The organism is Kitasatospora sp. NPDC032150 (genome assembly GCF_055579945.1).
This window is the reverse complement of record NZ_JBVIMH010000002.1, coordinates 245535-269537: the sequence shown is the minus strand read 5'-3', so window position 1 is coordinate 269537 and position 24003 is coordinate 245535. Positions and strand designations below refer to the sequence as shown.

Here is a 24003-nt window from a genome sequence, read left to right as displayed (position 1 = left end):
CCACGCTCAGGAGAACGCATGATCTCGCGTCGTTCGGCTGCCGCCCTCACCTCTGTCGCGGCAGCGGCCACGCTGTTCGGCAGCACCGCCTCCGCCCCGTCGGCGGCCGCCGCCACCGGCAACACCCTGTCGGTCTTCGCCTGGAACGTCGACCTCGGCACCGCGATCGTCGACAGCACGCAGAACGAGCAGGCGGCCAAGCGGACTCCGGTGATCGAGTCGATCATCCGCCAGCACAACGCCGACGTGGTGATCCTGGACGAGAACTTCAACAACACCTCGACCGCCGACATCAACAGCAAGCTGGCCGACCTCTACCCGTACCGCACCCCGGTGGTCGGCCAGACCTGTTCGGGCGGCGGCTGGAACGGGATCAGCGGGAACTGCTCCAGCTCCTGGTTCGTGATCAACGGCGGGACGATGATCCTGTCCAAGTACCCGATCACCGCCCAGTACGCGCACGTCTTCAGCAACTCCACCTACGGCACCTGGGACTACCACGCCGACAAGGGCGCGGCGCTGGTCCAGATCGACAAGGGCGGGACCAAGAGCTGGGTGGTCGGCACCCACCTGCAGGCGGACGAGTCGGACGTCTCCACCGACACCACGCAGTCCACCCGGCTCGGCCAGCTCGCCGAGATCCGGGCCTGGGTGGACGGCATCGCGGGCAGCTCCGCGCCCGTGCTGATCGGCGGGGACCTCAACGTCGAGTACTACCACGGCCAGTCGCGCGGGGACTTCGCGAACGCCCAGAACGCGGTGAACGGCGTCCTCGGCACCCCGGCCACCGACCCCGGCCGGACCTGGAACACCATGGACTGCTCGGTCTCCGCCTGGTGCCAGTACATGGCGGGCGTGGAGACCTTCCCGAAGGACTACCGGGACGACCTGGACTACCTCGGCTACCTGAACGCGCCCGGCCGCCCGGTCCCGCTCGCCCTGCCGGACGTCCGGGTGGACTTCGACCCGCAGGCCGGCTGGAGCGCCGGCCAGCTGGACACCAACGCTCCGAGCGACCACTACCCGGTCGAGGCCGCCTTCCAGCTGAACTGACGAACCGACCGGCGGCCGGTACCGCGCAGCGACCTCAGCGAGAACGCCCTCGCTGGAAGCGACTTCAGGGGTGCGGTTCCCCGCACCCCTGAAGTCGCTTTTCAGCTCCGGCCGTTACCCCACCGACGAGTAGGCGATGATGCCGCGGCGCAGCCCGTCCACCGCCTTGCGGGCGGTGGACCGCAGCTCGACGTCCTCGCCCGCCGCGTCCTGGATCTGGCTGAGCACGTCGATCAGCTGCTTGGTCCAGCGGACGAAGTCGCCGGCCGGCATGTCGGCGTCGCGGAGCACCGAGTCCAGGCCGTGGCCGAGTGCCCAGCGGTAGGCGACCCAGGCGAAGCCCAGGTCGGGTTCGCGCTGGCCGACGCCCTCGGTGGTGTTGATCCGGTGCTGCTCCTCCAGCGCGTCCAGGTGGCCCCAGATGCGGACCATCCGGCCGAGCGCCTCCTTGGCGCTGCCCTCGGGCACGCGGGGGGCCATGGCGTCGTCGGACTGCCTGGCCTCGTAGACCAACGCCGAGGCGCAGGCGGCGAGTTCGGCGGCGCCGAGGTCCTTCCAGACGCCCTCGCGGATGCACTCGGAGGCGAGCAGGTCGAGTTCGCCGTAGAGCCGGCCGAGGCGCTTGCCGTCCTCGGTGACGGTGTCGCCGTGCAGATAGCCGAGGTCGGTGAGCAGACCGCAGACCCGGTCGAAGGTGCGGGCGATGGTGTGGGTGCGGGAGCGCATCTTGCGCTCCAGGACCTCGGTGTCGCGGTGCAGCCGGTGGTAGCGCTCGGACCAGCGGGCGTGGTCCTCGCGCTCGTCGCAGCCGTGGCAGGGGTGCCGGCGCAGCTCCGCCCGCAGGCGGGTGATCTCGGGGTCGTCGGCGGCCGCGGCGCGGCCCCTGCGGTGGCGCTCGGGCTCCAGGTGGCCGGCCTTGGTGCGCAGCGCGGAGGCGAGGTCGCGGCGGGACTGCGGGCTGCGCGGGTTGAACGACTTGGGGATCCGCATCCGCTCGACGGGGGTCACCGGGTACGGGAAGTCGATCATGGCGAGCCGCTTCACCTGGCGTTCGGCGGTGAGCACCACCGGCCGGGGGCCGTCCTGGTAGTCGGGGTGCCGGCTGACCCGGGCCGAGCGGCTGACCGGGGGCAGGCCGGGGTCGATGACCAGGGCGAGCCCGGCGAACTTGCCGGTGGGCACGTGGATGACGTCGCCCGGCCTGAGCTGCTCGATCGCCTCGATGGCGGCGGCGCGGCGCTGGCTGGTGCCCTCGCGGGCGAGTTCGTTCTCCCGGTCCTTGAGGGCGCGGCGCAGCCCCATGTACTCCTCGAAGTCGCCGAGGTGGCAGGTCATCGCCTCGCGGTAGCCGTCCAGGCCCTCCTCGTTGCGCTGGACCTGGCGGGCGATGCCGACCACCGAGCGGTCCGCCTGGAACTGGGCGAAGGAGGTCTCCAGGAGTTCCCGCGAGCGGTGCCGCCCGAACTGGCCGACCAGGTTGACGGCCATGTTGTAGGAGGGGCGGAAGGAGGACTTCAGCGGGTAGGTGCGGGTGCCCGCGAGGCCCGCGAGCGCCTCCGGGTCGAGGCCGCGCTGCCAGAGCACCACCGCGTGGCCCTCGACGTCGATGCCGCGGCGGCCGGCCCGGCCGGTGAGCTGGGTGTACTCGCCGGGGGTGATGTCGGCGTGGGTCTCGCCGTTCCACTTGACCAGCTTCTCCATGACCACCGAGCGGGCGGGCATGTTGATGCCCAGCGCCAGCGTCTCGGTGGCGAAGACCGCCTTGACCAGGCCCTTGACGAAGAGCTCCTCGACGACCTCCTTGAACCTCGGCAGCATGCCGGCGTGGTGGGCGGCGATGCCGCGCTCCAGGCCGTCCAGCCACTCGAAGTAGCCGAGGACGTGCAGGTCCTCGTCGGGGATGTCGGCGCAGCGCTCCTCGACGATCTCGCGGACCTGGGCCCGCTCGCTGTCGCGGTTGAGCCGCAGCCCGGAGGCGAGGCACTGGCTGACGGCGGCCTCGCAGCCGGCCCGGCTGAAGATGAAGGTGATCGCGGGCAGCAGGCCCTCGGCGTCCAGGCGGTCGATGACGTCCACCCGGCCCGGGGTCCAGACCCGGCCGGGGCGGCCGTTCGGCATGGAGCGGCCGCGGCCCCTGCTGAACCGGTCGCGGGGGCTGCGTTCCAGTTCGGAGCGGGCGAGGCGGACGAGTTCGGGGTTGACGGCCTTGCCGGGGTTGCGCAGGTGCTCCTTGGGGCGGCCGTCGCGGTCGGGGCTGGCGAACAGGTCGTACATCCGGTTGCCGGCCATCACGTGCTGCCAGAGCGGCACCGGCCGGTGCTCGGAGACGATGACCTTGGTGCCGCCGCGTACGGTGTCCAGCCAGTCGCCGAACTCCTCGGCGTTGGAGACGGTCGCCGAGAGGGAGACCAGGGTGACGGACTCGGGGAGGTGGATGATCACCTCTTCCCAGACGGCGCCGCGGAAGCGGTCGGCGAGGTAGTGGACCTCGTCCATGACCACGTAGCCGAGGCCGTCGAGGGTCTGCGAGCCCGCGTAGAGCATGTTGCGCAGCACCTCGGTGGTCATCACCACGATCGGTGCGTCGCCGTTGACGGTGTTGTCCCCGGTGAGCAGGCCGACCTTGGCGGCGCCGTAGCGCTTGACCAGGTCGGTGAACTTCTGGTTCGACAGGGCCTTGATCGGCGTGGTGTAGAAGCACTTGCGCCCGGCCTGGAGGGCCAGGTGGACGGCGAACTCGCCGACGATGGTCTTGCCGGAGCCGGTGGGGGCGGCGACCAGTACCCCGGTGCCCTCCTCCAGGGCCTGGCAGGCCTCGATCTGGAAGGGGTCGAGCGGGAAGTCGTACAGCTGCCTGAACCCGTGGAGGGCGGTGGCCTGCTCCTTGGCGCGGCGGCGGGAGGCCGCGAACGCCTCGGCGGGGCTGAGCTGCTCGGTCTCGGAGGACTGGGTCTCCGGGCATGGGGGCATGGCGCTGTTCATCGGCGTCACCTCTTCTTCCCGTGGGACTGCGTCGTCCCGTGGGGCCGGCGGGGCCCGTACGGGCGGGACAGGGGTGCAGACGGCGACGCCTGCGGCTGCGGGGCCGGACCGGACCGGGTCGACGGTGGGGCGCAGCGGGTGTGGGTGATGTGGTGGTCGAGCATCTCAGCCTGAGATTACCCGCCGGAAGTGACATCGATAGCACTGTTTTCCGGTGCGGGATCCCGGCGGAGCGCAGGGCTACCTGTCGCGACCGTGACACTTCGCAGAGTCATCGATCAATCAGGTTCGAAGTTGCAGATGTCTTCAATCGGTCAATTCATCGCAACGATCCCAAGGATCTTCGATCAGATTTGATCGGTTTCGATCATCTGCCGTGCTTCGTCGGACTGCTACCTACAGTCGGACCACCGAGCCCGGCAGATGGGGAACGGGCTCGTCCGCAACAGGAGGAACCGCGATGTCAAACCTGGAGACCGCGCTCAAGGAAGCGATGAGCATCGACGGCGCGATCGGGGTGGCGCTGGTGGACTACAGCAGCGGCATGGCCCTCGGCACGCTCGGTGACAACAGCGAGCTCGACATCAACGTCGCCGCCGCAGGCAACACCGACCTGGTCCGCGCCAAGATGCGCACGATGGAGATGCTCGGGCTGCTCGACAACGAGATCGAGGACATCCTCATCACCCTCTCCAGTCAGTACCACCTGATCAGGCCGCTCACCACGAGGAGCAGCCAGGGCCTGTTCCTCTACCTCGCACTCAACCGGGGCCGGGCCAACCTGGCGATGGCCCGGCACCAGCTGCGGCGCATCGAGACCGGCCTGGAGATCTGACCGGTCCCACGACCCGAAGGGAGCGCCGCGTGCCGGTACCGCTGCACCAAGCCAAGGCCGAGTTCTTCCGGATGCTCGGCCACCCGGTCCGGATCCGGGTGCTGGAACTGCTCCAGAGCGGTCCGACCCCGGTCCGCGACCTGCTGGCAGCGCTGGACATCGAACCGTCCAACCTCTCCCAGCAACTCGCCCAGCTGCGCCGCTACGGACTGGTGACGGCCACCCGGGAGGGCTCCACCGTGGTCTACGTCCTGGCCGGGGCGGACGTCGCCGAGCTGCTGCGGGCCGCCCGGCGGATCCTCACCGAGCTGATCGCCGACCAGGGCACCCTGCTCGCCGAACTCCGGGCGGCGGACTGAGACCGCCCGGCAATAGACCCCGGCTCCGTCCAGCCGTTGGGGTCCGTCGGGCGACGGGCCCGGACGGCCGGACGGGGCCGGCGCCGCCCGCGGCGGGCGCGAGCCCGGGCACCGGCACTCCGGCGGCAACGGCCGTCAGGTGCGCAGCAGTTCACCGATCCCCTCCGCCAACCGCAGGTACTCCCCGGCGGAGTTGTACACCTGGGCGCTGATCCGCAGCACGCCGCCGCCCGGCCAGCGGGTCACCGCCACCCGGGTGTCCAGCCGCCGCCGGATCTCCTCCCGCAGCGCCCGGACGTCCTGCTCGGTCTCGGCTCGGCCGGCCGGCAGCCGTACCGCGCGCATGGCCAGGCCCGGCATGGCGGGCAGTTCGCACAGCCCGGCCCGCTGCGCCAGCAGCCGCCCGCCGTAGGTGGCGAGGGCCTCGTTGTGGGCGCGCACCCGGTCGGCGCCGAGCCGTTCCAGCAGGTCGAACCCGGCGGGTGCGGCCAGCCAGGGGGTGTAGTCGCAGGTGCCGCGCCACTCGACATGGCCGGGGAAGCCCCGGTCGTGCTCCCAGGAGAGCATCAGCGGGCGCACTCGCCTCAGCCACCGGCCGCCCACCGCGAGTACCGCGGTGGCGCGCGGGGCGAAGGCCCACTTGTGCAGGTTGCCCACCCAGAAGTCCGCCCCGCCCGCCGCGCCGCCGAGGTCCACCGGCAGGTGCCCGGGGGCGTGCGCGGCGTCGACCACGGTGACCACGCCGCGTTCGGCCAGTGCGGCGAGCAGGCCCGGGGTGGCGACCTGGCGCGCGGTGGGCGAGGTGACCAGGTCGAGTACGGCGGCCTTGGTGCGCTCGCCGACCGCCGCCAGCACCCGTTCGGCCACGCCCTCCTCATCCGCGGTGTCGAGCGGGATCGCGGCCGTGCACACCTTGGCCCCGGTCTCGGCGGCACGGCGTTCCACCGCCCGGACCACCGCGCCGTAGCCGTGGTCGGTGACCAGGATCTCGTCCCCCTCGGCGAACGGGATCGAGTCGAGGACCACGGCGATGCCCTCGGTCACGTTGGTGAGCAGCGCCAGCCGGTCCGGGTGGCCGCCCAGCGCGGCGGCGACCCGGACGCGGGCACGGCCGATCCGCTCGGGCAGGTCGGCGAAGAAGCCGTCCGGGTCCCGCTCCAGTTCGGCCCGCAGCAGCGCCTGCGCCCGCTGGACGGGCAACGGCACGGCCCCGTACGAACCGTGGTTGAGGTGCGCGACGGCGGGGTCCAGACTGAACAGGTCCTTGCCCCCCGGAACGGAGTGCGGCGGTAACCCGGTCAAGGCCTCGCCGGTACCTGGCGATGTGTCATTCACGTGTGCTCCTCGCGTACTCGGTCTCCACGGGTCGAGCCCGGTACTCATACCCGGGTGCGGTGCCGATCCCACCGTCCCCGCCGATCCCGCCGCCGCCCCGACCAGGCCGGGCCGCGGGCGCCACCCTGTACCGTCCTGGAGACGGAGCACCAACAGCCCTCCCGTACCGGAGAGTCGCAGATGACCGAAGACTGGCAGCGGACCCGCGCCTGGGTGCGGCGGCACCTGACCCCGGGTGAGGAGATCGTGCGGGCCGAGCGGATGGCCGGCGGCTGGACCTCGACCATGCGCCGACTGCACGTCCAGGGCCCGGACGGCGAAAGGCGGTTGGTGCTGCGCTCGTTCGTCCGACCGTTCTACCTCAGGCATGCGGACGGGCTGCTGCGCCGGGAGGCCGGGGTGCTCCGGCTGCTCGACGGCCTCGTCGGGCGGCCGGTTCCGGCGGCGCGGCTGGTGGCGGTGGATCCCGGCGGAGAGCACTGCGACCATCCCTCGCTGCTGATGACGCTGCTGCCGGGTTCGGTGCGACTGGACCAGGAGACGGCGGGTGCGCGGATCCCTTTGCTGGCCGACCAGTTGGCGCGGATCCACCGCACTCCGGCCGCCGGGGCGGACCGGCCGCGCGCGTACCAGGCCTGGACCGCCCCCGGCTCGGTCCGGATACCCGAGCAGACCGGGCGGCCCGAGCTGTGGCAGCAAGCCGTCGAGGCGATCCGGCAGCCGGCTCCCCCGTTCCGGGGCTGCTTCCTGCACCGGGACTTCCACCCGGGGAACGTGCTCTTCACCGACGCCGGCACCGGCGGCGCACCGCGGATCGGCGGGGTGGTGGACTGGGTCGAAACCTCCTGGGGCCCGGCCGAGTTGGACCTCGCCCACTGCTCCGCCGCGCTCGCCCTGCTGCACGGCGTCGATGCCGCGCTGCAGCTGGAGCGGGAGTACCTGGCCGCGGGCGGGCGGCTGGGCCCGCACCAGCGGTACTGGCGACTGCTGGACGCGCTGGCCTTCGCGCCGGACGCGGAGAAGGTGGCCGCTGCGTGGCGCGAGCTCGGCCGCACCGACCTGACCCCCGAGGTGCTGCAGGGCCGCCTGGAGGACTACCTCGCCGTTGTGCTCGAGCTGTACCGCTGACCGGGCACGGCCCGGCAGGGATCAGTAACCGTACGCCGCCGCACCCGAACCCAGCAGGGTGAATGCCGTGTCGGCGTCGGCGACCGCCTGGTCGGCGGCCTCGGGCAGCGGCGTACCGGCGGCGAGGCGGGACCAGTTGGTGAACGCCAGGGTCTGGTGCATGCCGAGGCACTGGGCCGCCACCAGCCGGGCGGTCAGCTCGGACGCCGCACCTCCGGCCCCGGTGACCGCTTCGGCCAGGGCCTGGGCCAGCGCGTCGGAGTCGGCGGCCATGTAGTCCAGCAGGTGCGAGGAGAGGCTGGGCGTCTCGTAGACCAGGCGGCGAAAGGCCAGCGCCTCGGGGGCGGTGCACAGGCCGGTGATCGGATCGCGCTCGGCCAGCCGCGCCAGGTAGTGCCGTCGCAGGGCCGCCAGCGGAGTCTCACCCGCCGCCCGGGAGCGGACCACTCGGCCGAACTCGCCCTGGTGGTCCGCGATCTGGTGCAGGACCAGCTCCTCCTTGCTGGCGAAGTACCGGAACAGGGTCGGCTTGGAGACCTCGGCCGCCGCCGCGATCTCGGCCACCGAGACCTGATCGAACCCGTTGGCCAGGAAGAGCCTGATCGCGGCGTCGGCGATCGCGTTGCGGGTGCGTTCCTTCTTGAGGGTCCGCAGACCTCCGGATTCGCTCATACGGCAATCATAACCCGGATACTTTTGTTACTCGGTTGCACTTCTTACCAGGTTGCGATTTGATGACCGCACCGCACCGACGTTCCAGGGAGGGAGCAGCAGTCATGTCATCGACCGTGCTGATCGTGGGGGCCGGGCCGACCGGCCTCACGCTGGCGTGCAGTCTGGCCAGGCAGGGGGTGGGCGTCAGGATCATCGAGAGGTCGCCCGGGTTCCAGACCGGCTCGCGCGGCAAGGGGCTCAATCCGCGCAGCCTGGAGGTGCTGGCCGACTTCGGCGTCACCGAGCGGCTGCGGGGCGCCGGGCGCGAGCGCGAGGTCTTCCGCAAGTACTTCGACGGGGAGTTCATCACCGACACCGACCCGCACGAGGGCATCCGCAAAACCCCCGACGTCCCCTACCCGCGCGGGCTGTTCCTGCCGCAGACCAGGGTGGAGCAAGCGCTGCGGGAGGTACTGGCCGGGTACGGCGTCGAGGTCGAACTCGGCTGTGAGCTGGCCGGGTTCGAGCAGGACGAGACGCGTGTCACCGCCCGGCTGGCGAGCGGCGAGGAGATCCTCGCCGACTACCTGGTGGGGTGCGACGGCGGGCGCAGCACCGTCCGCAAGCGGCTCGGCATCGCCTTCGAGGGGTCCGGCGACCGGGAGACCGCGATGGTGGTCGGCGACGTCGAGCTGGAGGGGCTCGAACCGGGCTACTGGCACCAGTGGTTCAGCGCGAAGGGCGCCCTGCTGCTCTACCCGTTCGAGTCCACCACGACCTGGCAGTTCCAGGCGAACCCCGAACGGGACGCGGACGGGCGGCCGGTGGAACCCTCGCCGGAGGGCTTCCAGCGCATCATCGAGCAACACACCGGCCGCACCGACGTGCGGGTGGTCGGCACGAGCTGGATCTCCACCTGGCGGGTCAACGTCCGGCTGGCGGAACGCTACCGGGTCGGACGGGTGCTGCTCGCCGGGGACGCCGCCCACGTCCACCCGATCGCGGGCGGTCTCGGCATGAACACCGGCATCCAGGACGGCTGGAACCTCGGCTGGAAGCTGGGCTACGTCCTCACCGGCCAGGCCGGTCCCGGGCTGATCGACACCTACCAGGAGGAGCGCCGGCCGGTCGCCGCCCGCACCCTGGACATCACCACGGCCGCGATGACCACCGTCGCCGAGCGCTCCCGCACGCCCGGCGTCGGCCTCGAGGTGATCCGCTCCCACGACACCACCGGCCTCAGCGTCGGCTACCGCTGGAGCAGCCTGGCGACGGACGGCCTCCACGGTGTCCTCCAGGCCGGCGACCGCGCGCCGGACGCCCCGCTCACGGACGGCGAGGGCCGCACCGTCCAGCTCTTCGAGCTGTTCGCGGGCAGCCACTTCACCCTTCTCGCGTTCGGCTGTCCGGCTCCGCGACTCGACGGTCCGGTGCGGGGCTTCACCGTCGACGCGGGCGAGGACCCGCTGTACGACAAGGACGGGCACGCCCGCCGTGCGTACGGGATCGCGGGCCCGGCGCTGGTCCTGGTCCGTCCGGACAACCACATCGCGCTGACGGCCGGGTCGGACGGCGAGGAGGCGGTCCGCGGCTATCTGAGCCGGCTGCGCGGACTCTGACGCCGGCGAAGCCGCGAGTGGGCGGCCGGCCGTGAGCGACCGGCGAGCCGTGGGTGGCCGACCGTCAGCTGGCGCCACCGTCCGTGCTCCTTCGTACCATCTGCACAGGTCACCGTGAGGCCGGGTCGTTCGGGTAGCAGCGGGCGGACAGATCTCGCGGACAGTTGCGGTGAGCAGGGAGGGACAAGTGCCCACGGTCGGTTCGTTGACCACGATGGCGGAGCTGTCGCTGGAGTTCGCGGCGGGTGCCGCCGAGCGCGGAGCGGGGCGGGAGGTGGTCGGCGTGGCGCTCGCGCCGGGCGGCGGCCACCACCCGCTCGGGAGCGGCTCACGGGAGATCCCGGACTCCGCGGACGTCCCGGACGTCCCGGACGTCCCGGACGTCATGGACGTCATGGACTTCGCCAACTCCGCGGAGCTCGCGGACCGGCTGGTGCGGGTCGACCCCGCGCCCGGCGGCTGGGCCGAGGACGGTCGGCGGGCGGCCCGGGTCGTCGGACGGTTCGCGGCCGCCCGGGTGGCGGCGCTGGCCGTCCCCGCCGAGCAGCCCGGGGCGGCGCCGGCCGCCCTGGCCGAGGCGGCCGCACGGCACGGCGTGGCCCTGCTGACGGTCGCCCCCGAGGTGTGCTGGGTACGGATCGCGCAGGTGATCGGTGATGAGCGGCTGCGCGAGGCCCGGGAGCGGCTCGCCGAGCTGGAGCAACTCCTCGCCCTGGCAAGGGAACACGGCTCCCCGGAGCGGCGCGCGCAGCGGCTGGTCGGCTGGCTGGCCCAGGCGGTGGGCGGCGCGGTCACCCTGACCGGCGGCCCCGCCGGCCTCGGTCGGCTCGGTGCCCCCGCCACGGCGTTCCGCGTACTGGACGCCGCCCGGCAGTTGGCCGGGGAGGTGGCGGAGGGGCGGCTCGGCTCTGCCGCGATCGACGACGGCGAACTGCGGGTACGGGTCACCGCGATCGGCCCCGGCCGCCCGTTCTCGGTGCTGGCGGTCGGCCGGACGTCCCCCTTCGACGCCCGCGGCCAGGCGCTGATCGCTCACACTGCCGCGCTGCTGGCACCGATCCTGCAGCTCGGCGCGGCCAGGACGGACGGCGAACGGCTCGACGAGGTGGCGGCGGCCCTGCGGGTCGCGGTGTTCCAGCTGCTGATGGGCGGTGAGGTGACGCTGGCCCAGCGGACGGCCGAGGGCCTCTCCCCGGGCCTGCTGGACGCGGAGACCGCCCGGGTGTACGTCCTGGAAGGGCCAGCCGCCGAGCGTGACCGGCTGGCACGGGAGTGCGTGGCGGCGACCGGCGGCCGGGCACTGGTGGTCCGCTGCCCGGCCTACGACCAGCACCTGATCATCGTCGCCCCACTCAAGAGTCCACCCGGCCCGGAGCCCGCGGACGGGTGGGACGAGGCCGGTGCGGCGCTCCGCGCGCTCGTCGCCCGGCACCCCGGGCGCTACCTGGGCGGCAGCGCGGTGCTCCCGCTCGCCCAGACCGCCGGCTCGTACGGCGACGCCGCCCGCGCCCTGGCGGTGGCTCGGCTGCAGCCGAGCCGTTCGGCGCTGTACGCGGCGGAGAGCCGACTCACCCAGGTCCTCGACCCCGCGGTCGCGGCCCGCTGGGCGGGCGGACTGCTGCATCCGCTGCACACGCTGCCGTACGTGAGCCAGGACCAGATGCTCGGCACGCTGCACCTCGGCCTGGAGTTCCCGGCCACCAGCGCCGCCAAGATCCTCGGGGTCAGTCGGAACACCGTCCGCGCCCGCCTCGACCGTGCGGCCGGCCTGCTCGGCCTGGACCTCGCAGGGCTGCGCGGACGGGCGGTGCTGCACCTGGCCCTGCAAGCCTGCTCGGCAGCCGGCCCGGACCGGCTCCGCGGCTCCTCGCACCGCCCGGATCCGGAGCGGCCGGTACCCCTGGCGGACGTCCTCGCCGGCGCGGGCGCCCGGGCCTGGGCCCAGGCCCTGCTGCGCCGCCTCACTGAGGACACCCGCGACCTTCGCGGCACCCTGCTCACCTGGCTGACCGTCGACACCGGCGTCGAGCGGACCGCCCGGCTGCTGGAGCTGCACCCGCAGACCGTACGGGAGCACCTGCGCAGCGCCGAACGGCTGCTCCAGCGCCAACTGCTGGCGGGCGGCGGCGGGTTGTACGAGACGGCGCTCGCCTTCGCCGTCCAGGGCGAACTGGACCTCACCGAGCCGGCCACCGGGCCGGCGTCAAGTCCGGTCTGACAGCGACACCGAGTCACCGCAGGTCAGGGGAACGGACCGTGCACCGATGACGGTTGCGGCCCGGTCAACCGTGCACCGGTGCGGTACCGCCGGACGGGCAGCCGTCCTAGAGTCAACGCATCGGCCGACACGGGGGACGGCCGGTCCCACACTCACCGGGCGGCGGACCCGCTGCTGCTGCGACCTCGGTCGCCGACCCCGCCCGGTGGCAAGGGTGCTCACCAGGCACCGTCCGCTGTCCACACCGCGGCGGCCCTGGTGAGCGACGGGGCACCCCGGCGTCTTCAGCCGGTCACGACGTGTCCGACTCCGGAGCCCGGCACTCCCGACATCCGGGCGCACCGGCCCGCAGGAACCAACGCCCACCTCGGTCGTGCCCGATCGGTAGGGTGATCTGCCCAGCCCGCGGCCGGCTGCGAACCGGTCGGGCGCGGCATGCCGAGCGGCTGGCCGCCGCGCCCGACCGGGGCTCGGTCAACGGCGCAGCGGGCCCTCACAGGTGTAGTCGGCGGTACCGGCCTTGCCGTTCGGCCAGAGGTCGACCTTGCCGAAGTAGCAGTTCATGTCGTCGAAGTTGTTGACGCTGCCCTTGGTCCGCTTGAGCAGGAAGTAGTCGACCGTGTCCGACATGTCCTTGAACACCGCGTCGCCGTCGGCGGAGTCGGACAGGTTGGCGGTGATCCTGCCGGTGCAGATGTAGCGCATCGGCTTGTTGTTCCAGTCGCCGTTGTTCTTGCAGACCGGCGTGGCACCGGTCGCGGCCGCGAAGGCGGACTGCACCGAGGATGCGTACGCGAAGGTCAGCGAGTTGTCGGCGACGTAACTGGTACTGGGGACGTACAGGTCGTCGAGTTTCTTGACCTGCTCGTCCAGGAAGGCGCTGTACTCGGCGTTCAGCGCGGCGTCGTCGGAGACCTTGTCCCGCCAGCCCTCGAAGCCGGCCGGGTCGTCGGCCCGCTGGTAGCCGTACATCTCACGGATCAGCGAGGGGTGCTTCTGCCACAGGAACTCGAAGAACGTCCCGGCGTAGTTGTAGAAGTGGAACGCCGGCGTGTCGCCGTACTTGGCGTGGATGAGCTCCTTGACCGTCATCCGGGGGATGCCGGCCGCCTCGTCCTGCGCGAGCTTGGCGACCAGCGACTTGCGCACCAGGATGCCCTGGTCCCGGGTGGAGCCGTCGAAGAACTCGGCCGTCCCCTCGTCCATCGCGGTGGTCATGTCGTCGTGGTACCAGCGGTCGTCGCCGAAGTAACCGGGCACCGCCCACCGGCCGTTGAGGTAGTGGGTGTACTCGTGCCGGAACAGCTCCTCCAGGGTGAGGGTGGAGTCCTGCGGCACCCGGCGCTGGTAGGTGTAGAAGGTGGCGCCGTTCTCGATGTAGATGCCGCCGTTGTTGGTGCTCATCCCGGTGAGCAGCGGGTGGTAGACCTCGTAGTCGGCGCGCGAGGCGTACAGGTGGATGTGCAGTGTGGAGTTGACGTCGCCGGCGAGCGGCTGGTCGGTGCCCAGCACCCGGAAGAACTGGGTCTTCACCTGCTTGCTGGCGTAGTACATCTGGTCGACGGTGGCCTTGTCGAGTGCGGTGTGCACCTCGATCGCGCCGTTGTCGTACTTGTAGGTGTACGGGAAGATCCGGGCCTCGATCTGGTCGGTGCAGACGCCGAACTGGGCGCACACGCCGTAGGTGTTGGCCCAGCCGACCACCTTGACCCAGGGGTCGGAGAACTCCCCGAAGGCGGACTTGGTGAGGTCGAGCAGCGGGCCGATGTCGGCGGTCACCGCGGCCTTGAGCGAGGCTATCTGGCCGAACCGGCCGTACTCGGCGACGGCGTCGCGGGCCAGCCAGGCGTTGGCGGTGCCCTTGAGGTGGCCGGCGCTGGCGAAGGAGCGGAAGGCCGCGCGGTAGTCGGCGTCGGCGGCGACGGCGGCCGTGAAGGCCGCGTCCTGGTTGTAGATGCCGAGGTAGTTGACGTTCAGCGCGGAGAGCGCGGCACCGCCCCAGGCGGCGTTGTCGGCCAGCGCGGTAGCGGGGCCGAACCTGCCGAGGATCCGCTTGACCAGCCCGAGGTTGTTCTGGCGCATCCCGCTGCTGCCCGCGACGATGCCGAGTTCGCGCATGGTGTAGCCGGCCGCGTCGGCGGTGTCCCAGGCGTGCGGGCCTGCGGTGTGGGCGTCGATGGCGCGCTGCATGGCGGCGAGGGTGGCGGGGTCGGTGGTGCCGAGCTCGGGATGGGTGAAGTCGTGGTAGACCACGGCGTGCAGGAAGGTCCACAACTCGTACAGGTGGGCCGAGCCGGTGCCGTCGTCCGAACCGGCGCTCTGCGCGATGCGGTTGGCGACGGCCTGGACGTGCGCCTGGTCCATGGTGCTGGCGAAGCGGGCGTCCCAGGTCCACAGGATGCCGTTCAGGCAGCCGTCGGCGGTGACCGCCGGGTCGGTGAGGAAGCCCACCAGCTGCGTCGGGTCGAGGCCGGTCAGGCCGTCCACGGTGCAGGGCACTCCGGCCGCCGTACGGGCAACCGTCCGGTGCGGGGCGGGAGTCAGATCGGCCGCGGTGGGGGCCGGTCGGCCGACCCGGGCGGGGAGCGCGCCGGGGATCCGCGCGGTTCCGAGCGAACCACCGCCGGGCGCGGGGGCGGCGGTGCCGGTCCTGGCGACGGCGGTGCCGAGGTGGTCCACGTCGTCGTAAGCGGTGGGGTCGGGCGTCGGCGCGGTCCTCGGCGCGGTGGCCGCGGTGTGTGCGGCGGAGGCGGCCGTGCGTGCGGCGGAGGCGGCCGTGTGTGTGGTGGAGGCGGTCGGCGCCGGGGTGAGGGCCTGCGCGGTCTGGACGGCCGGCAGCGTCAGGGACGCCGCGATGGCCGCCGCGAGCAGAACCCGACGCGTGGTGTGCGTAGTTGACACCTGTGCTCCTGTGGGAGTGGAGGTAGTGGGGGATGGAGCGGTGCGGCTGTTCGTCGGTGCGCCGTCGGACACACCCGGGGCCGCGCCGCGGTCGGAGAGGGGATCACAGCGGCGGTGCGGCGGCGGGAGAGTCCGGTCCTGTGGGGGGCTGGCGCCCTGGGATGTGACCCGTAACATAGTAATGTGAAATTGCACAGACAAGTGGGCGGCCGGCTCGTTATCGAGCCGTGTCCTGACAAGTCGTCAACTCACCTTTCACGCAAGGTAAACAGCCGCAGCTCAGAAGGGACCTCCGAGGTGACCACCGACCCCGGGCTCAACACCGGCAGCCATGACCTTCCCGTCAGCCCCGCCCTGAGCGCCTTCATGGGCACCGACTGGGCCGCCACTCCCCTGCCACCGGGCCAGCGGGCGGCGGCGTACCGGTTCACCCCGGCCCGCCGGGCCAGACTCACCGCCGCCTTCCCCGGCGAGCGACTCGTCATCCCGGCCGGGCAGTTGAAGGTCCGCAGCAACGACTGCGACCACCGCTTCCGCCCGCACAGCGCCTACGCCCACCTCACCGGGCTGACCGGCGAGGACCAGGTCGGGCACGTCCTGGTGATCGAACCCGACGGGGAGGCCGTGCTCCATGTCCGCCCGCGCTCACCGCGCGGCGGCCCGGGCCGGTACGCGGACGAGTTCTACCGCGACCGCCGCTACGGCGAGTTCTGGGTCGGCCGCCGGCCGGACCTGGCCGAGACCGAGCAGCTCGCCGGCATCCGCACCGTCCATCTGGACGACCTGGCAGATCTGCTGACGGGGCATCAGCCGCCGACCCGGCTGCTCGCCGGGGTCGACCCGCGAATGGACTCCGCACTCGGCCGGCCCACCGGACCCGAGGACGCCGCCCTCGCCGCCACCCTCTCCGAACTGCGCCTGGTCAAGGAGCATTGGGAGGTGGAGCAGCTCCAGCTCTCCGTCGACCACACCACTACCGGCTTCGAGGACGTGGTCCGCGCCCTGCCCACCGCACTGCGCCACGGGCGCGGCGAACGCTGGCTGGAGGGTACGTTCAACCTGCGCGCCCGCGCCGAGGGCAACGGCACCGGCTACGAGACCATCGTCGCCTCCGGCGCGCACGCCTGCGTACTGCACTGGATCCGCAACGACGGCCCACTCGACCCCACCCAACTCCTGCTGCTGGACGCGGGCGTGGAGACCGACACCCTGTACACCGCCGACATCACCCGGACCCTCCCGCTCGGCGGCACCTTCTCGCCCGTCCAACGGGACGTCTACCAGCTGGTGCTGGCCGCCCAGGACGCCGCGATCGCGACCCTGAAGCCCGGTGCGAGCTTCCGCGACTTCCACCGGGCCGGCATGCGGGTGATCGCCGAGGGGCTGGCCGAGTGGGGCGTGCTGCGGGTGTCCGCCGAGGAGGCGCTGCGCGAGGACTCCGGCCTCTACCGCCGCTACACCCTCTGCAGCAGCGGCCACATGCTCGGCCTGGACGTGCACGACTGCGCCAGGGCGCGGCGGGAGACCTACCTCGACGGCGTACTGGAGGAGGGCATGGTCCTCACCGTCGAGCCGGGTCTCTACCTCCAGCCGGACGACGAGACCCTGCCCCTGGAACTCCGCGGCATGGGCGTGCGGATCGAGGACGACCTCGTCATCACCGCCGACGGCGCCCGTCTGATGTCGGGAGCGCTGCCGCGCACCGTCCCCGCGATCGAGGAGTGGATGGGCACCCTGCTCTCCTGACGGACCGCCGGACCGCCGGACCACCGGTCCGCCGGCCGCCCGGTCGTCGTCCGGCCTTCACCACCGCGCCGCGCTGCCGCGCGGCACCCCCCGGCCCTACCGGGCCGCCTCCGCCTCCGCCCACAGCTGCCGGGTGATCTCCGCCGCCGGGCCGCTCCGGGCCAGCGCGTGGGCGGTACCGGCCCACAGGTGCATCCCGTCCGCATCGCCCCGCGCCGCGGCCGCGGCCCGCAGCGGACGGGTCAGGTGGTGCACCTCGGGGTAGGCGGCAGGCGCGTACGACTCGTAGCGGTCGATGAAGGCGTTGCGCAGCCCGCGTGCCGGACGGCCGGTGAACGCCCTGGTCACCACCGTCTCGGCGAAGCGCTCGTCCACCAGCGCCGCCCGGTAGGCCGCATTGGCGCCCGACTCTTCGCTGCGCAGGAACGCCGTGCCCAGTTGCACCGCCGCCGCACCGGCCGCCAGTGCGGCGGCGATCGCCGCGCCCTCGCCCAGGCCGCCGGCCGCGATCAGCGGCAGCGAGGTCTCCTTCCCCACCTGCGCCAGCAGTTCGAGCAGCGGCGTCTCCCCCGGTCGGTCCTGGGCCCGGTGGGTGCCCCGGTGGCCGCCCGCCTCCGGCCCCTGCACCGCCAGCGCATCCAGCCCCAACCCGGCTGCCGCGCGGGCCTCTTCGACCGAGGTCACCGTCCCGATCTGCCAACTGCCCACCGCCCGCAGCGCCGCCGCCTCCGCCGCACTCGGCAGACCGAAGGTGTACGAGACCACCGGGACCGGGTCGACCAGCAGCGCCTCGACCTTGGCGTCCCAGTCGTCCCGGTCCGGTGCGATCCGCTCGGGCAACTCGACACCGAGCCGCTCGGCCTCCGGACGCAGCCGCTCCCGGTAGGCGGCCACCTCCGCCTGGTCGGACGGCTCGGCGGGCACGAACAGGTTCAGCCCGAACGGCCGGTCGCTCAACTCCCGCAGCTGGGCGATCTGTTCGGTCATCGCACGGGACGTCAGATAGCCGGCCGCCAGGAACCCCAGACCACCCGCGCCGTTCACCGAAGCCACCAGCGCGGGCGTGGACGCCCCGCCGGCCATCGGCGCGGCCACCACCGGAAAAAACGTGAGCCGCCTCAGCACATCCGCCACCGCCATGCCTCCCTCCCCCGATCTCGGTCCACCTCACCCTATGTCCGGGCGGGCTGGCGGACCGTCAGGTTCCGGCGGTTCGACCGACCCGGTGAACCGGCGTCCGAGCGGCGCGGCGCCGGCTACCACCGCGCTTGCGGCGACACCGGGCACAGGGCCCGGGACGGCTACAGCGCGACAGACACCCCAGCCAGACAACCGTCACCGGAAACAGCCACCGTCACGTCTCCGCAGCAGACGTACTCGGTCGGCTCACGGCCGGGTACGACGAGTCCGATCCGATCGGGCTCCCGTACGAACGCCAGGTCCTCGACCACGGATACGACCGGCCGGTCCGGGGCGAACTCGTCCAGCGGGCCGTACGCCGCCCACGGGGAACGGTCGACGACCGGCGCCCGAGTCCGCTCCGACCCGAGCGGCACGGCGAACCCGGCTGCTTCGATCTGCGGCGGGGCAAGGATGACGATCACCGCCGTCAGCATCCCGGTGCGCGGATCGATCTTCATCTCCACCTCGCCACCACGCGATCCGGAGATCCTGAGGTACAGAGGCATTCCCCGGGGCTCGGGGCCCCACCCGACCTTCAGCGGGATCCAGTGATCCTCAACGACGACCGCGCTGACGCAGTCCATCGATCCGACCATTCGCAGCATTAATCCCCGTTGTTTCTGATGGACTGTCGGAGCCTCTGCACGGCCCCCGCCGCTGCCCCGGGCCACGGCCGGTCCGCGCTCCGCCCCCGCTCACGCCGGGCGGATCAGTCCGCTCGCCAGTCCGGCCGCGATCGCGCCCGTCCGACTGTCGACGCCCAACTTGTCGTAGATGTGCACCAGATGCGTCTTGACCGTGGCCTCGCTGATGAACAGCCGCCTGGAGATCTGGCGGTTGGCCAGGCCCTCGGCGAGCAGTTGCAGGATCTCCGCCTCGCGCGGGGAGAGGGTCGGCCGGCCCGCCCTGACCCGACCCAGCAGCCGGGCCGCGACCGGCGGGGCGAGCACGGTCTCGCCCCGGGCGGCGGCGTGCACGGCGGCGGCCACCTCCTCGGGCGGGGCGTCCTTGAGCAGATAGCCGGTCGCCCCTGCCTCGACGGCGGCGAGGATGTCGGCGTCGGTGCTGTAGGTGGTGAGGATCAGCACCGCCGGCGGATCGGGCAGCGCCGTGATCCGCCGGGTCGCCTCGACGCCGTGCATCCCGCTGCCCATCTGCAGGTCCATCAGCACCACGTCCGGACGGACCGGCAGCGACTCCAGCAGCCGCAGCGCCTCCGCGCCCTCCGCCGCCTCGCCCACGGCGGTCACCTCGGGCAGGTCGTCCACCATGGCGCGCAGCCCGCGCCGGACCACCGGGTGGTCGTCCACCAGCAGGACCCGGATCACCGCGCCACCTCCGTCAGCACGCTCTCCGCCGTCCCGATCGCCCGCAGCGGAAGCGAGACCGCGACGGCGGTGCCCTCTCCGGGCGCCGACTCCACCGTGAGGCGGCCGCCGAGCGCCGCGATCCGCTCGCGCATGCCGTGCAGGCCGAAGGTCGGCCGTCCGGAGTCCGGCCGGGCGTACGGGTCGAAGCCGACACCGTCGTCGAAGACGTCCAAGGTCACCTCGTCGTCGAGATAGCTGAGGGTCACCGCGATCCGCCCCGCCCGGGCGTGCCGGACGGCGTTCGCCAGCGCCTCCTGGGTGAGCCGCAGCAGCGCCACCTCGGCCTCGACCGGCAGCGGGTACGGATCGCCGTCGAGCAGCAGTTCCGCACCGGCGCCGCCGGCCAGCCGGCGCAGCGCCTCGGTGAGGGTGGCGTCGTCCAGCGCGGGCGGGGTGAGCGCGTGGACGAACCGGCGGGCCTCGGAGAGGTTGGCGGAGGCGGTCTGCCCGACCTCGCGGATCCGCTCCGCCGCCGTGGCCGGGTCCTGCGGCAGCGCCGACTCCGCCGAACGGGCCAGCAGCACGATGCTGGACAGGCCCTGGGCCAGGGTGTCGTGGATCTCCCGGGCCAGTCGCTGCCGCTCGGCGAGCCGCCCGGCCTCCCGCTGGCTGGCGGCGAGTTCGTCCCTGGCCCTGACCAGGTCGTCGATCAGCCGCTGCCGCTCCCGGCTCTCCCGGTACAGCGCGGCGTACCCGTACGCGGTGAGCAGCGCGACGGCCGCGCCCGCGAGCGGTCCGAGCACCTTGGCGGTGGTCAGCCCGCCCTCCGTGGTGGCCTGGGCGCCGATCACGATGCCGGTGAGCGCGGCGACGGCCGCCAGGCCCCAGCGCGTGGGCATCAGGTGCAGGCAGACGAAGTAGAGCGGGAACGCCAGGTAGCAGAACTCGGGGTGCAGCAGGGTCAGCGCCACCCAGAGCGCCAGCACGGCGGCCATCCAGGCGGTCGCCCACCACCGGCTCCGCCGGATGCGTTCGAGGGCGCCGCCGCTCAGGTACACCGCGGTGAGCAGGACGGCTGTGGCCAGGCCTGCGGTGCCGAGACCGCCGGTCAGCACGCCCCGGACGGCCAGGACACCCAGCAGGGCGAGGAACAGACCGTGCAGGGCGAGGTTCGTCAGCCGCAGGGCGGGGGTGACGGCGGCGTGGCCGCTCTCCTGGGGTGCCGGTGGTGGTGCTTCTCTGGTCACGCCTTCCGAGGGTACGGGCGCGGACGCGGTGCTCCTTCCGGTACGGCATCAACCGTTCGATGTATTTCGGCATGCATCGCCCGCAGGGGTTGACTCCCGTCCCTCTCCCTGATGGAAAGGGCGGGGCGCGCCGACAAGGTGGAGGAGTACTCACCTCCAGCCGGGAAGGTCCCCGTGTTCGTCGCACTGCGAGACATCCGCTTCGCCAAGGGCCGCTTCGCCCTGATGGGCGCGGTAGTCACCCTGATAACCACCCTGGTCGTCTTCCTCTACGGACTGACCGGCGGCCTCGCCTCCGCCGCGTCCTCCACCATCACCGGCCTGCGGGCCGACCGGATCGTGTTCGGCGCCCCGGCCGGCGCCTCCCCCACCGTCTCGTTCAGCAACAGCACCGTCTCCCCCACCCAGGCCGCCGCGTTCGCCGGCGCACCCGGCGTGTCCTCGGCCAAGCCGCTCGGGCTGTCGCTGACCAGGCTGACGGCGAGCGAGGCCGCCACCTCGGTGAGCGTGGTGGGGACGGACGCCGCGCTGCTGCCGCCGCTGAAGTCCGGCAGCGCCCCGGCTGCGGGCCAGCTGGCCGTGGGCAGCGACACGGCGGCGGCGTACCACCTGGCGCCCGGCGCGCAGGTGCAGGTCGGCCCGGAGAAGCTGACCGTCTCCGGCATCACCGAGCAACGCTCGTTCTCGCACGCGCCGACGGTCTGGACCACCCTGTCCACCTGGGAGCAGCTGAGCGGCCAGAACCAGCCGACCGCGCTCGCCCTGAGCACCGCCTCCGGCGCAGGGCTCGGCGCACTGGACGCCGCCCAGGGGACGAAGACGGTGCCCCTCGCGGACTCGCTCTCCGGGATCAACGGCTTCGACGCCGAGCAGGGCAGCCTGCAGATGATCCAGGGCTTCCTGTTCGTGGTGAGCGCACTGGTGGTGGGGGCCTTCTTCACGGTCTGGACGGTGCAGCGCAAGCCGGACATCGCCGTGCTCAAGGCGGTCGGCGCGAGCAGCGCCTACCTGGTCCGGGACGCGCTGGCGCAGGCGGCGGCCGTTCTGTTCGGCGGGGCGCTGCTGGGCGGGCTCGCCGGAGCGGTGGGCGGGGTGTTCGCGGCCTCGGCGGTGCCGTTCGACGTGGGTGTGCTGAGCGTGGCCGTACCGGTGGCGGTGATGGTGCTGCTCGGCCTCCTCGGTGCGGTCCTGGCCGTCCGCCGGATCACCGCCGTCGACCCGCTGGCCGCCCTCGGTGCCAGCCGCTGAACCGCCGGCGCCGAACCCACCGCACGCCCAGCCACCCCAACTTCCCTGGAGTCCAACCGAGATGACCGTCTCCGAAGTCAAGACCCGCACCGGCCTCGCCCTGCACGAGGTGACCCTGACCTACCCCGACGGCGAGAATCGCCTGACCGCGCTCGACCGGGTGAACCTCGAGGTCGCCCCGGGCGAGTTCACCGCCATCGCCGGGCCCTCGGGCTCGGGCAAGTCCAGCCTGCTGGCGGTCGCGGCGACCCTGCTGCGCCCGGACAGCGGGCAGGTCCTGGTCGACGGCCAGGACGCGGGCGCGCTCAGCCCGGGCGCGCGTACGGCGCTGCGCCGCGAACGGCTGGGCATCGTCTTCCAGCAGTCCAATCTGCTGGCCTCGCTGACGGCGGTGGAGCAGCTGCTGGTCCTGGAGTCGGTACGCGGCGGCCGGGTGCGCGCCGCCCGCCGGCGCGCCGAGGAGCTACTCGCCTCGGTCGGCCTGGACGGCGCCAAGCAGCGGCGCCGCCCGCACCAGCTCTCCGGCGGCGAACGCCAGCGCGTCAACATCGCCCGGGCCCTGTTCGGCAGCCCGTCCGTCCTGCTGGTGGACGAGCCCACCTCGGCACTCGACCACGAGCGCGGCGCCCAGATCGTCAACCTGCTGGCCGAGGTCACCCGTACCCACGGCACCGCGACCGTGATGGTCACCCACGACCGCGACCTGCTGGGCCGGGTGGACCGGGTGCTGGAAATGCAGGACGGGCGGCTGCGCTGAGGGGCGGCTACTTCTCGGGGCCGAGGACGCTGTCCACGGACAGGGTCACCTTGGCCCCGACCGACTCGGGCAGTTCGAACGACTGCCCTGGATGGTAGATCGCCGGGAGCTGGTACTCGCCGTCACGTGGATCGGTGAGCACCAGCACCCTGCGGTTCTTACGATCCGCGATCACGTACACCGGTACGCCGGCCTGCGCATACGCCGCGGGCTTCTTCTTGAGGTCGTTGCTCAGGTTCGAGGACGTGACCTCCAGCACCAGCCGGAAGACCGCGGGGTCGTAGCAGTTGAACTCGACCTTGTGGTCACGGTAGTCGGCATCGACCACGGCCAGATCAGGGATCGCGAAGTCGGACGGACCGTCCGGGAGCCAGATGCCGATGGCCTGGATCACTCTGGTTCGCTCGCCATGAAGCCCCGCCGCCAGGAACGGGATCATGATGTTGGTCAGGGCGTCGCCGTGAGGTCCGTCGGCCGGTGGCGTCACTGTGATCTCGCTCCCGATGATCTCGACTCGGTGACCCACCAGCTGATCGGAGATCATGTCGGCGACTTCGAGCAGGCTCGGTTGCTCGATCGGCTCCTCCACTGCTGCGGCGGACATGGGATTCCTCCTGGCTGCCTGTGTCGAGTGCCATCATCGTAGGCCGCGGCCGGCCGACCGGCCCGATCCCCGACGGTTCACCCGATCCGGCTCAGCGCGCCCCGAGCCGCAGCGCCGGGCGCTCCTCGGCCGCCTCCGCCTGGCCGGACGCCCACAGGGACCGGACGTGGCCGAGGTGGCGGGCCATGCACTGCTCGGCGGCCTCGGCGTCGCCGGAGATCATCAGGTCGAGGAGTTCCAGGTGCTCCTCGGCGGAGGAGACCAGCTCGCCGCGCTGGTCGAGCCGGGTGAGGCCGTAGAGGCGGGAGCGCTTGCGCAGCTCGCCGACCGTCTCGACCAGCCGGGCGTTGCCGGCCAGACCCAGCAGGCCGAGGTGGAAGCGGCGGTCGGCCTCCAGGTAGCCGATCAGGTCGTGCGCCCGGGCCGCCGCGACGATGGCCTCGGCCTCGGGCCGCAGGGCCTTCAGCTGTTCGGCGGTGGCGGTGCGGGTGACCCGGCCCACGGTCGGGACCTCGATCAGGGCGCGGATCTCGGTGAAGTCGTCCAGGTCGCGCTCGGTCAGCTCGGTGACCCGGAAGCCCTTGTTGCGGACGGCCTCGACCAGCCCCTCGCGCGCGAGGTCCAGCATCGCCTCGCGGACCGGCGTCGCCGAGACCCCGAAGTCGGCGGCCAGCGCGGGGGCCGAGTAGACCACGCCGGGACGCAGCTCACCGGAGATCAGCGCGGCCCGCAGCGCATGGGCGACCTGGTCGCGCAGCCGCTCCTGGACGGAGATGAGGGTGCGGGGCTTGAGGTCGGCCATGGTGTTCCTCCGGTGGTTCAACA

19 protein-coding genes are annotated in these 24003 nt (G+C 72.5%); 9 read left to right on the top strand and 10 right to left on the bottom strand.

What is annotated here, in order from left to right; translation table 11 throughout:
• The first annotated feature begins 18 nt into the window (after positions 1-18).
• Positions 19-1053 carry a sphingomyelin phosphodiesterase gene (locus ACZ5ON_RS03525; protein ID WP_465584799.1) on the top strand — a complete coding sequence of 345 codons (1035 nt, stop codon included), beginning with the start codon at positions 19-21 and terminating at the stop codon, positions 1051-1053.
• A gap of 114 nt (positions 1054-1167) precedes the next feature.
• On the opposite strand, the gene ACZ5ON_RS03520 is transcribed toward ACZ5ON_RS03525, so the two are convergent.
• Positions 1168-4035, bottom strand: a complete 2868-nt coding sequence (locus ACZ5ON_RS03520; RefSeq protein WP_465584790.1) for a DEAD/DEAH box helicase — start codon at positions 4033-4035, stop codon at positions 1168-1170.
• 460 nt (positions 4036-4495) lie between these two features.
• Here ACZ5ON_RS03520 and ACZ5ON_RS03515 point away from each other — a divergent pair, with 460 nt between their 5' ends.
• Complete coding sequence (locus ACZ5ON_RS03515) at positions 4496-4870, top strand: hypothetical protein (RefSeq protein ID WP_465584783.1); 375 nt, start codon at positions 4496-4498, stop codon at positions 4868-4870.
• A 29-nt stretch (positions 4871-4899) separates the two neighbouring features.
• Positions 4900-5229: an ArsR/SmtB family transcription factor gene (locus tag ACZ5ON_RS03510; RefSeq protein WP_465584779.1), complete on the top strand. Its 330-nt coding sequence runs from the start codon at positions 4900-4902 to the stop codon at positions 5227-5229.
• Between the two features lie 135 nt (positions 5230-5364).
• Here ACZ5ON_RS03510 and ACZ5ON_RS03505 read toward each other — a convergent pair whose 3' ends face one another.
• Positions 5365-6564: an aminotransferase class V-fold PLP-dependent enzyme gene (locus ACZ5ON_RS03505; protein ID WP_465584776.1), complete on the bottom strand. Its 1200-nt coding sequence runs from the start codon at positions 6562-6564 to the stop codon at positions 5365-5367.
• A gap of 180 nt (positions 6565-6744) precedes the next feature.
• Here ACZ5ON_RS03505 and ACZ5ON_RS03500 point away from each other — a divergent pair, with 180 nt between their 5' ends.
• A complete protein-coding gene (locus tag ACZ5ON_RS03500; RefSeq protein ID WP_465584771.1) occupies positions 6745-7692 on the top strand; it encodes a phosphotransferase family protein in 948 nt (315 codons plus the stop codon).
• A 21-nt stretch (positions 7693-7713) separates the two neighbouring features.
• Here the strand turns inward: ACZ5ON_RS03500 and ACZ5ON_RS03495 are convergent, their stop codons facing one another.
• Positions 7714-8364: a TetR/AcrR family transcriptional regulator gene (locus ACZ5ON_RS03495; RefSeq protein WP_465584766.1), complete on the bottom strand. Its 651-nt coding sequence runs from the start codon at positions 8362-8364 to the stop codon at positions 7714-7716.
• 104 nt (positions 8365-8468) lie between these two features.
• Here ACZ5ON_RS03495 and ACZ5ON_RS03490 point away from each other — a divergent pair, with 104 nt between their 5' ends.
• Both ACZ5ON_RS03490 and ACZ5ON_RS03485 read left to right on the top strand, forming a co-directional pair.
• Positions 8469-9965 carry an FAD-dependent monooxygenase gene (locus ACZ5ON_RS03490; protein ID WP_465584761.1) on the top strand — a complete coding sequence of 499 codons (1497 nt, stop codon included), beginning with the start codon at positions 8469-8471 and terminating at the stop codon, positions 9963-9965.
• Between the two features lie 187 nt (positions 9966-10152).
• Positions 10153-12183 (top strand): helix-turn-helix domain-containing protein, encoded by a 2031-nt coding sequence (locus ACZ5ON_RS03485; RefSeq protein WP_465584757.1) that lies wholly within the window; start codon positions 10153-10155, stop codon positions 12181-12183.
• Positions 12184-12657: 474 nt separating this feature from the next.
• Here the strand turns inward: ACZ5ON_RS03485 and ACZ5ON_RS03480 are convergent, their stop codons facing one another.
• The gene (locus ACZ5ON_RS03480) at positions 12658-15084 is read right to left on the bottom strand and encodes a collagenase (protein ID WP_465584750.1); all 2427 of its coding nucleotides are present in this window, start codon (positions 15082-15084) and stop codon (positions 12658-12660) included.
• 366 nt (positions 15085-15450) lie between these two features.
• On the opposite strand from ACZ5ON_RS03480, the gene ACZ5ON_RS03475 reads away from it, so the two are divergent.
• Positions 15451-16830 carry an aminopeptidase P family protein gene (locus tag ACZ5ON_RS03475; RefSeq protein WP_465585326.1) on the top strand — a complete coding sequence of 460 codons (1380 nt, stop codon included), beginning with the start codon at positions 15451-15453 and terminating at the stop codon, positions 16828-16830.
• A 96-nt stretch (positions 16831-16926) separates the two neighbouring features.
• Here ACZ5ON_RS03475 and ACZ5ON_RS03470 read toward each other — a convergent pair whose 3' ends face one another.
• From ACZ5ON_RS03470 to ACZ5ON_RS03455, 4 genes are all read right to left on the bottom strand, one after another.
• Positions 16927-17970, bottom strand: a complete 1044-nt coding sequence (locus tag ACZ5ON_RS03470; RefSeq protein ID WP_465584747.1) for a nitronate monooxygenase — start codon at positions 17968-17970, stop codon at positions 16927-16929.
• A 161-nt stretch (positions 17971-18131) separates the two neighbouring features.
• Positions 18132-18518 (bottom strand): hypothetical protein, encoded by a 387-nt coding sequence (locus ACZ5ON_RS03465; RefSeq protein WP_465584744.1) that lies wholly within the window; start codon positions 18516-18518, stop codon positions 18132-18134.
• A 189-nt stretch (positions 18519-18707) separates the two neighbouring features.
• The gene (locus ACZ5ON_RS03460; RefSeq protein WP_344635475.1) at positions 18708-19340 is read right to left on the bottom strand and encodes a response regulator transcription factor; all 633 of its coding nucleotides are present in this window, start codon (positions 19338-19340) and stop codon (positions 18708-18710) included.
• Positions 19337-20569, bottom strand: coding sequence for a sensor histidine kinase (locus tag ACZ5ON_RS03455; protein ID WP_465584740.1), 1233 nt, complete (start codon positions 20567-20569; stop codon positions 19337-19339). The genes ACZ5ON_RS03460 and ACZ5ON_RS03455 overlap by 4 nt, the downstream gene beginning before the upstream one ends.
• A 174-nt stretch (positions 20570-20743) precedes the next feature.
• Between ACZ5ON_RS03455 and ACZ5ON_RS03450 the strand changes: the two genes are divergently transcribed.
• Positions 20744-21817, top strand: coding sequence for an ABC transporter permease (locus ACZ5ON_RS03450; protein ID WP_465584737.1), 1074 nt, complete (start codon positions 20744-20746; stop codon positions 21815-21817).
• Positions 21818-21878: 61 nt separating this feature from the next.
• Complete coding sequence (locus ACZ5ON_RS03445) at positions 21879-22574, top strand: ABC transporter ATP-binding protein (RefSeq protein ID WP_465584733.1); 696 nt, start codon at positions 21879-21881, stop codon at positions 22572-22574.
• Between the two features lie 7 nt (positions 22575-22581).
• On the opposite strand, the gene ACZ5ON_RS03440 is transcribed toward ACZ5ON_RS03445, so the two are convergent.
• Together ACZ5ON_RS03440 and ACZ5ON_RS03435 are read right to left on the bottom strand one after the other, a co-directional pair.
• Complete coding sequence (locus ACZ5ON_RS03440; RefSeq protein ID WP_465584729.1) at positions 22582-23178, bottom strand: Uma2 family endonuclease; 597 nt, start codon at positions 23176-23178, stop codon at positions 22582-22584.
• A 91-nt stretch (positions 23179-23269) separates the two neighbouring features.
• Positions 23270-23980: a GntR family transcriptional regulator gene (locus ACZ5ON_RS03435; RefSeq protein WP_465585322.1), complete on the bottom strand. Its 711-nt coding sequence runs from the start codon at positions 23978-23980 to the stop codon at positions 23270-23272.
• Positions 23981-24003: the final 23 nt, after the last annotated feature.

What these genes read in the sequence shown, in the direction of transcription:
- ACZ5ON_RS03500 (WP_465584771.1), top strand. Translation starts at nt 6,745, where the DNA reads ATGACCGAAGACTGGCAGCGGACCCGCGCCTGGGTGCGGCGGCACCTG.
- ACZ5ON_RS03495 (WP_465584766.1), bottom strand. Translation starts at nt 8,364, where the DNA reads ATGAGCGAATCCGGAGGTCTGCGGACCCTCAAGAAGGAACGCACCCGC.
- ACZ5ON_RS03515 (WP_465584783.1), top strand. Translation starts at nt 4,496, where the DNA reads ATGTCAAACCTGGAGACCGCGCTCAAGGAAGCGATGAGCATCGACGGC.
- ACZ5ON_RS03445 (WP_465584733.1), top strand. Translation starts at nt 21,879, where the DNA reads ATGACCGTCTCCGAAGTCAAGACCCGCACCGGCCTCGCCCTGCACGAG.
- ACZ5ON_RS03525 (WP_465584799.1), top strand. Translation starts at nt 19, where the DNA reads ATGATCTCGCGTCGTTCGGCTGCCGCCCTCACCTCTGTCGCGGCAGCG.
- ACZ5ON_RS03490 (WP_465584761.1), top strand. Translation starts at nt 8,469, where the DNA reads ATGTCATCGACCGTGCTGATCGTGGGGGCCGGGCCGACCGGCCTCACG.
- ACZ5ON_RS03465 (WP_465584744.1), bottom strand. Translation starts at nt 18,518, where the DNA reads ATGCCTCTGTACCTCAGGATCTCCGGATCGCGTGGTGGCGAGGTGGAG.
- ACZ5ON_RS03470 (WP_465584747.1), bottom strand. Translation starts at nt 17,970, where the DNA reads ATGGCGGTGGCGGATGTGCTGAGGCGGCTCACGTTTTTTCCGGTGGTG.
- ACZ5ON_RS03440 (WP_465584729.1), bottom strand. Translation starts at nt 23,178, where the DNA reads ATGTCCGCCGCAGCAGTGGAGGAGCCGATCGAGCAACCGAGCCTGCTC.
- ACZ5ON_RS03475 (WP_465585326.1), top strand. Translation starts at nt 15,451, where the DNA reads ATGGGCACCGACTGGGCCGCCACTCCCCTGCCACCGGGCCAGCGGGCG.
- ACZ5ON_RS03520 (WP_465584790.1), bottom strand. Translation starts at nt 4,035, where the DNA reads ATGAACAGCGCCATGCCCCCATGCCCGGAGACCCAGTCCTCCGAGACC.
- ACZ5ON_RS03435 (WP_465585322.1), bottom strand. Translation starts at nt 23,980, where the DNA reads ATGGCCGACCTCAAGCCCCGCACCCTCATCTCCGTCCAGGAGCGGCTG.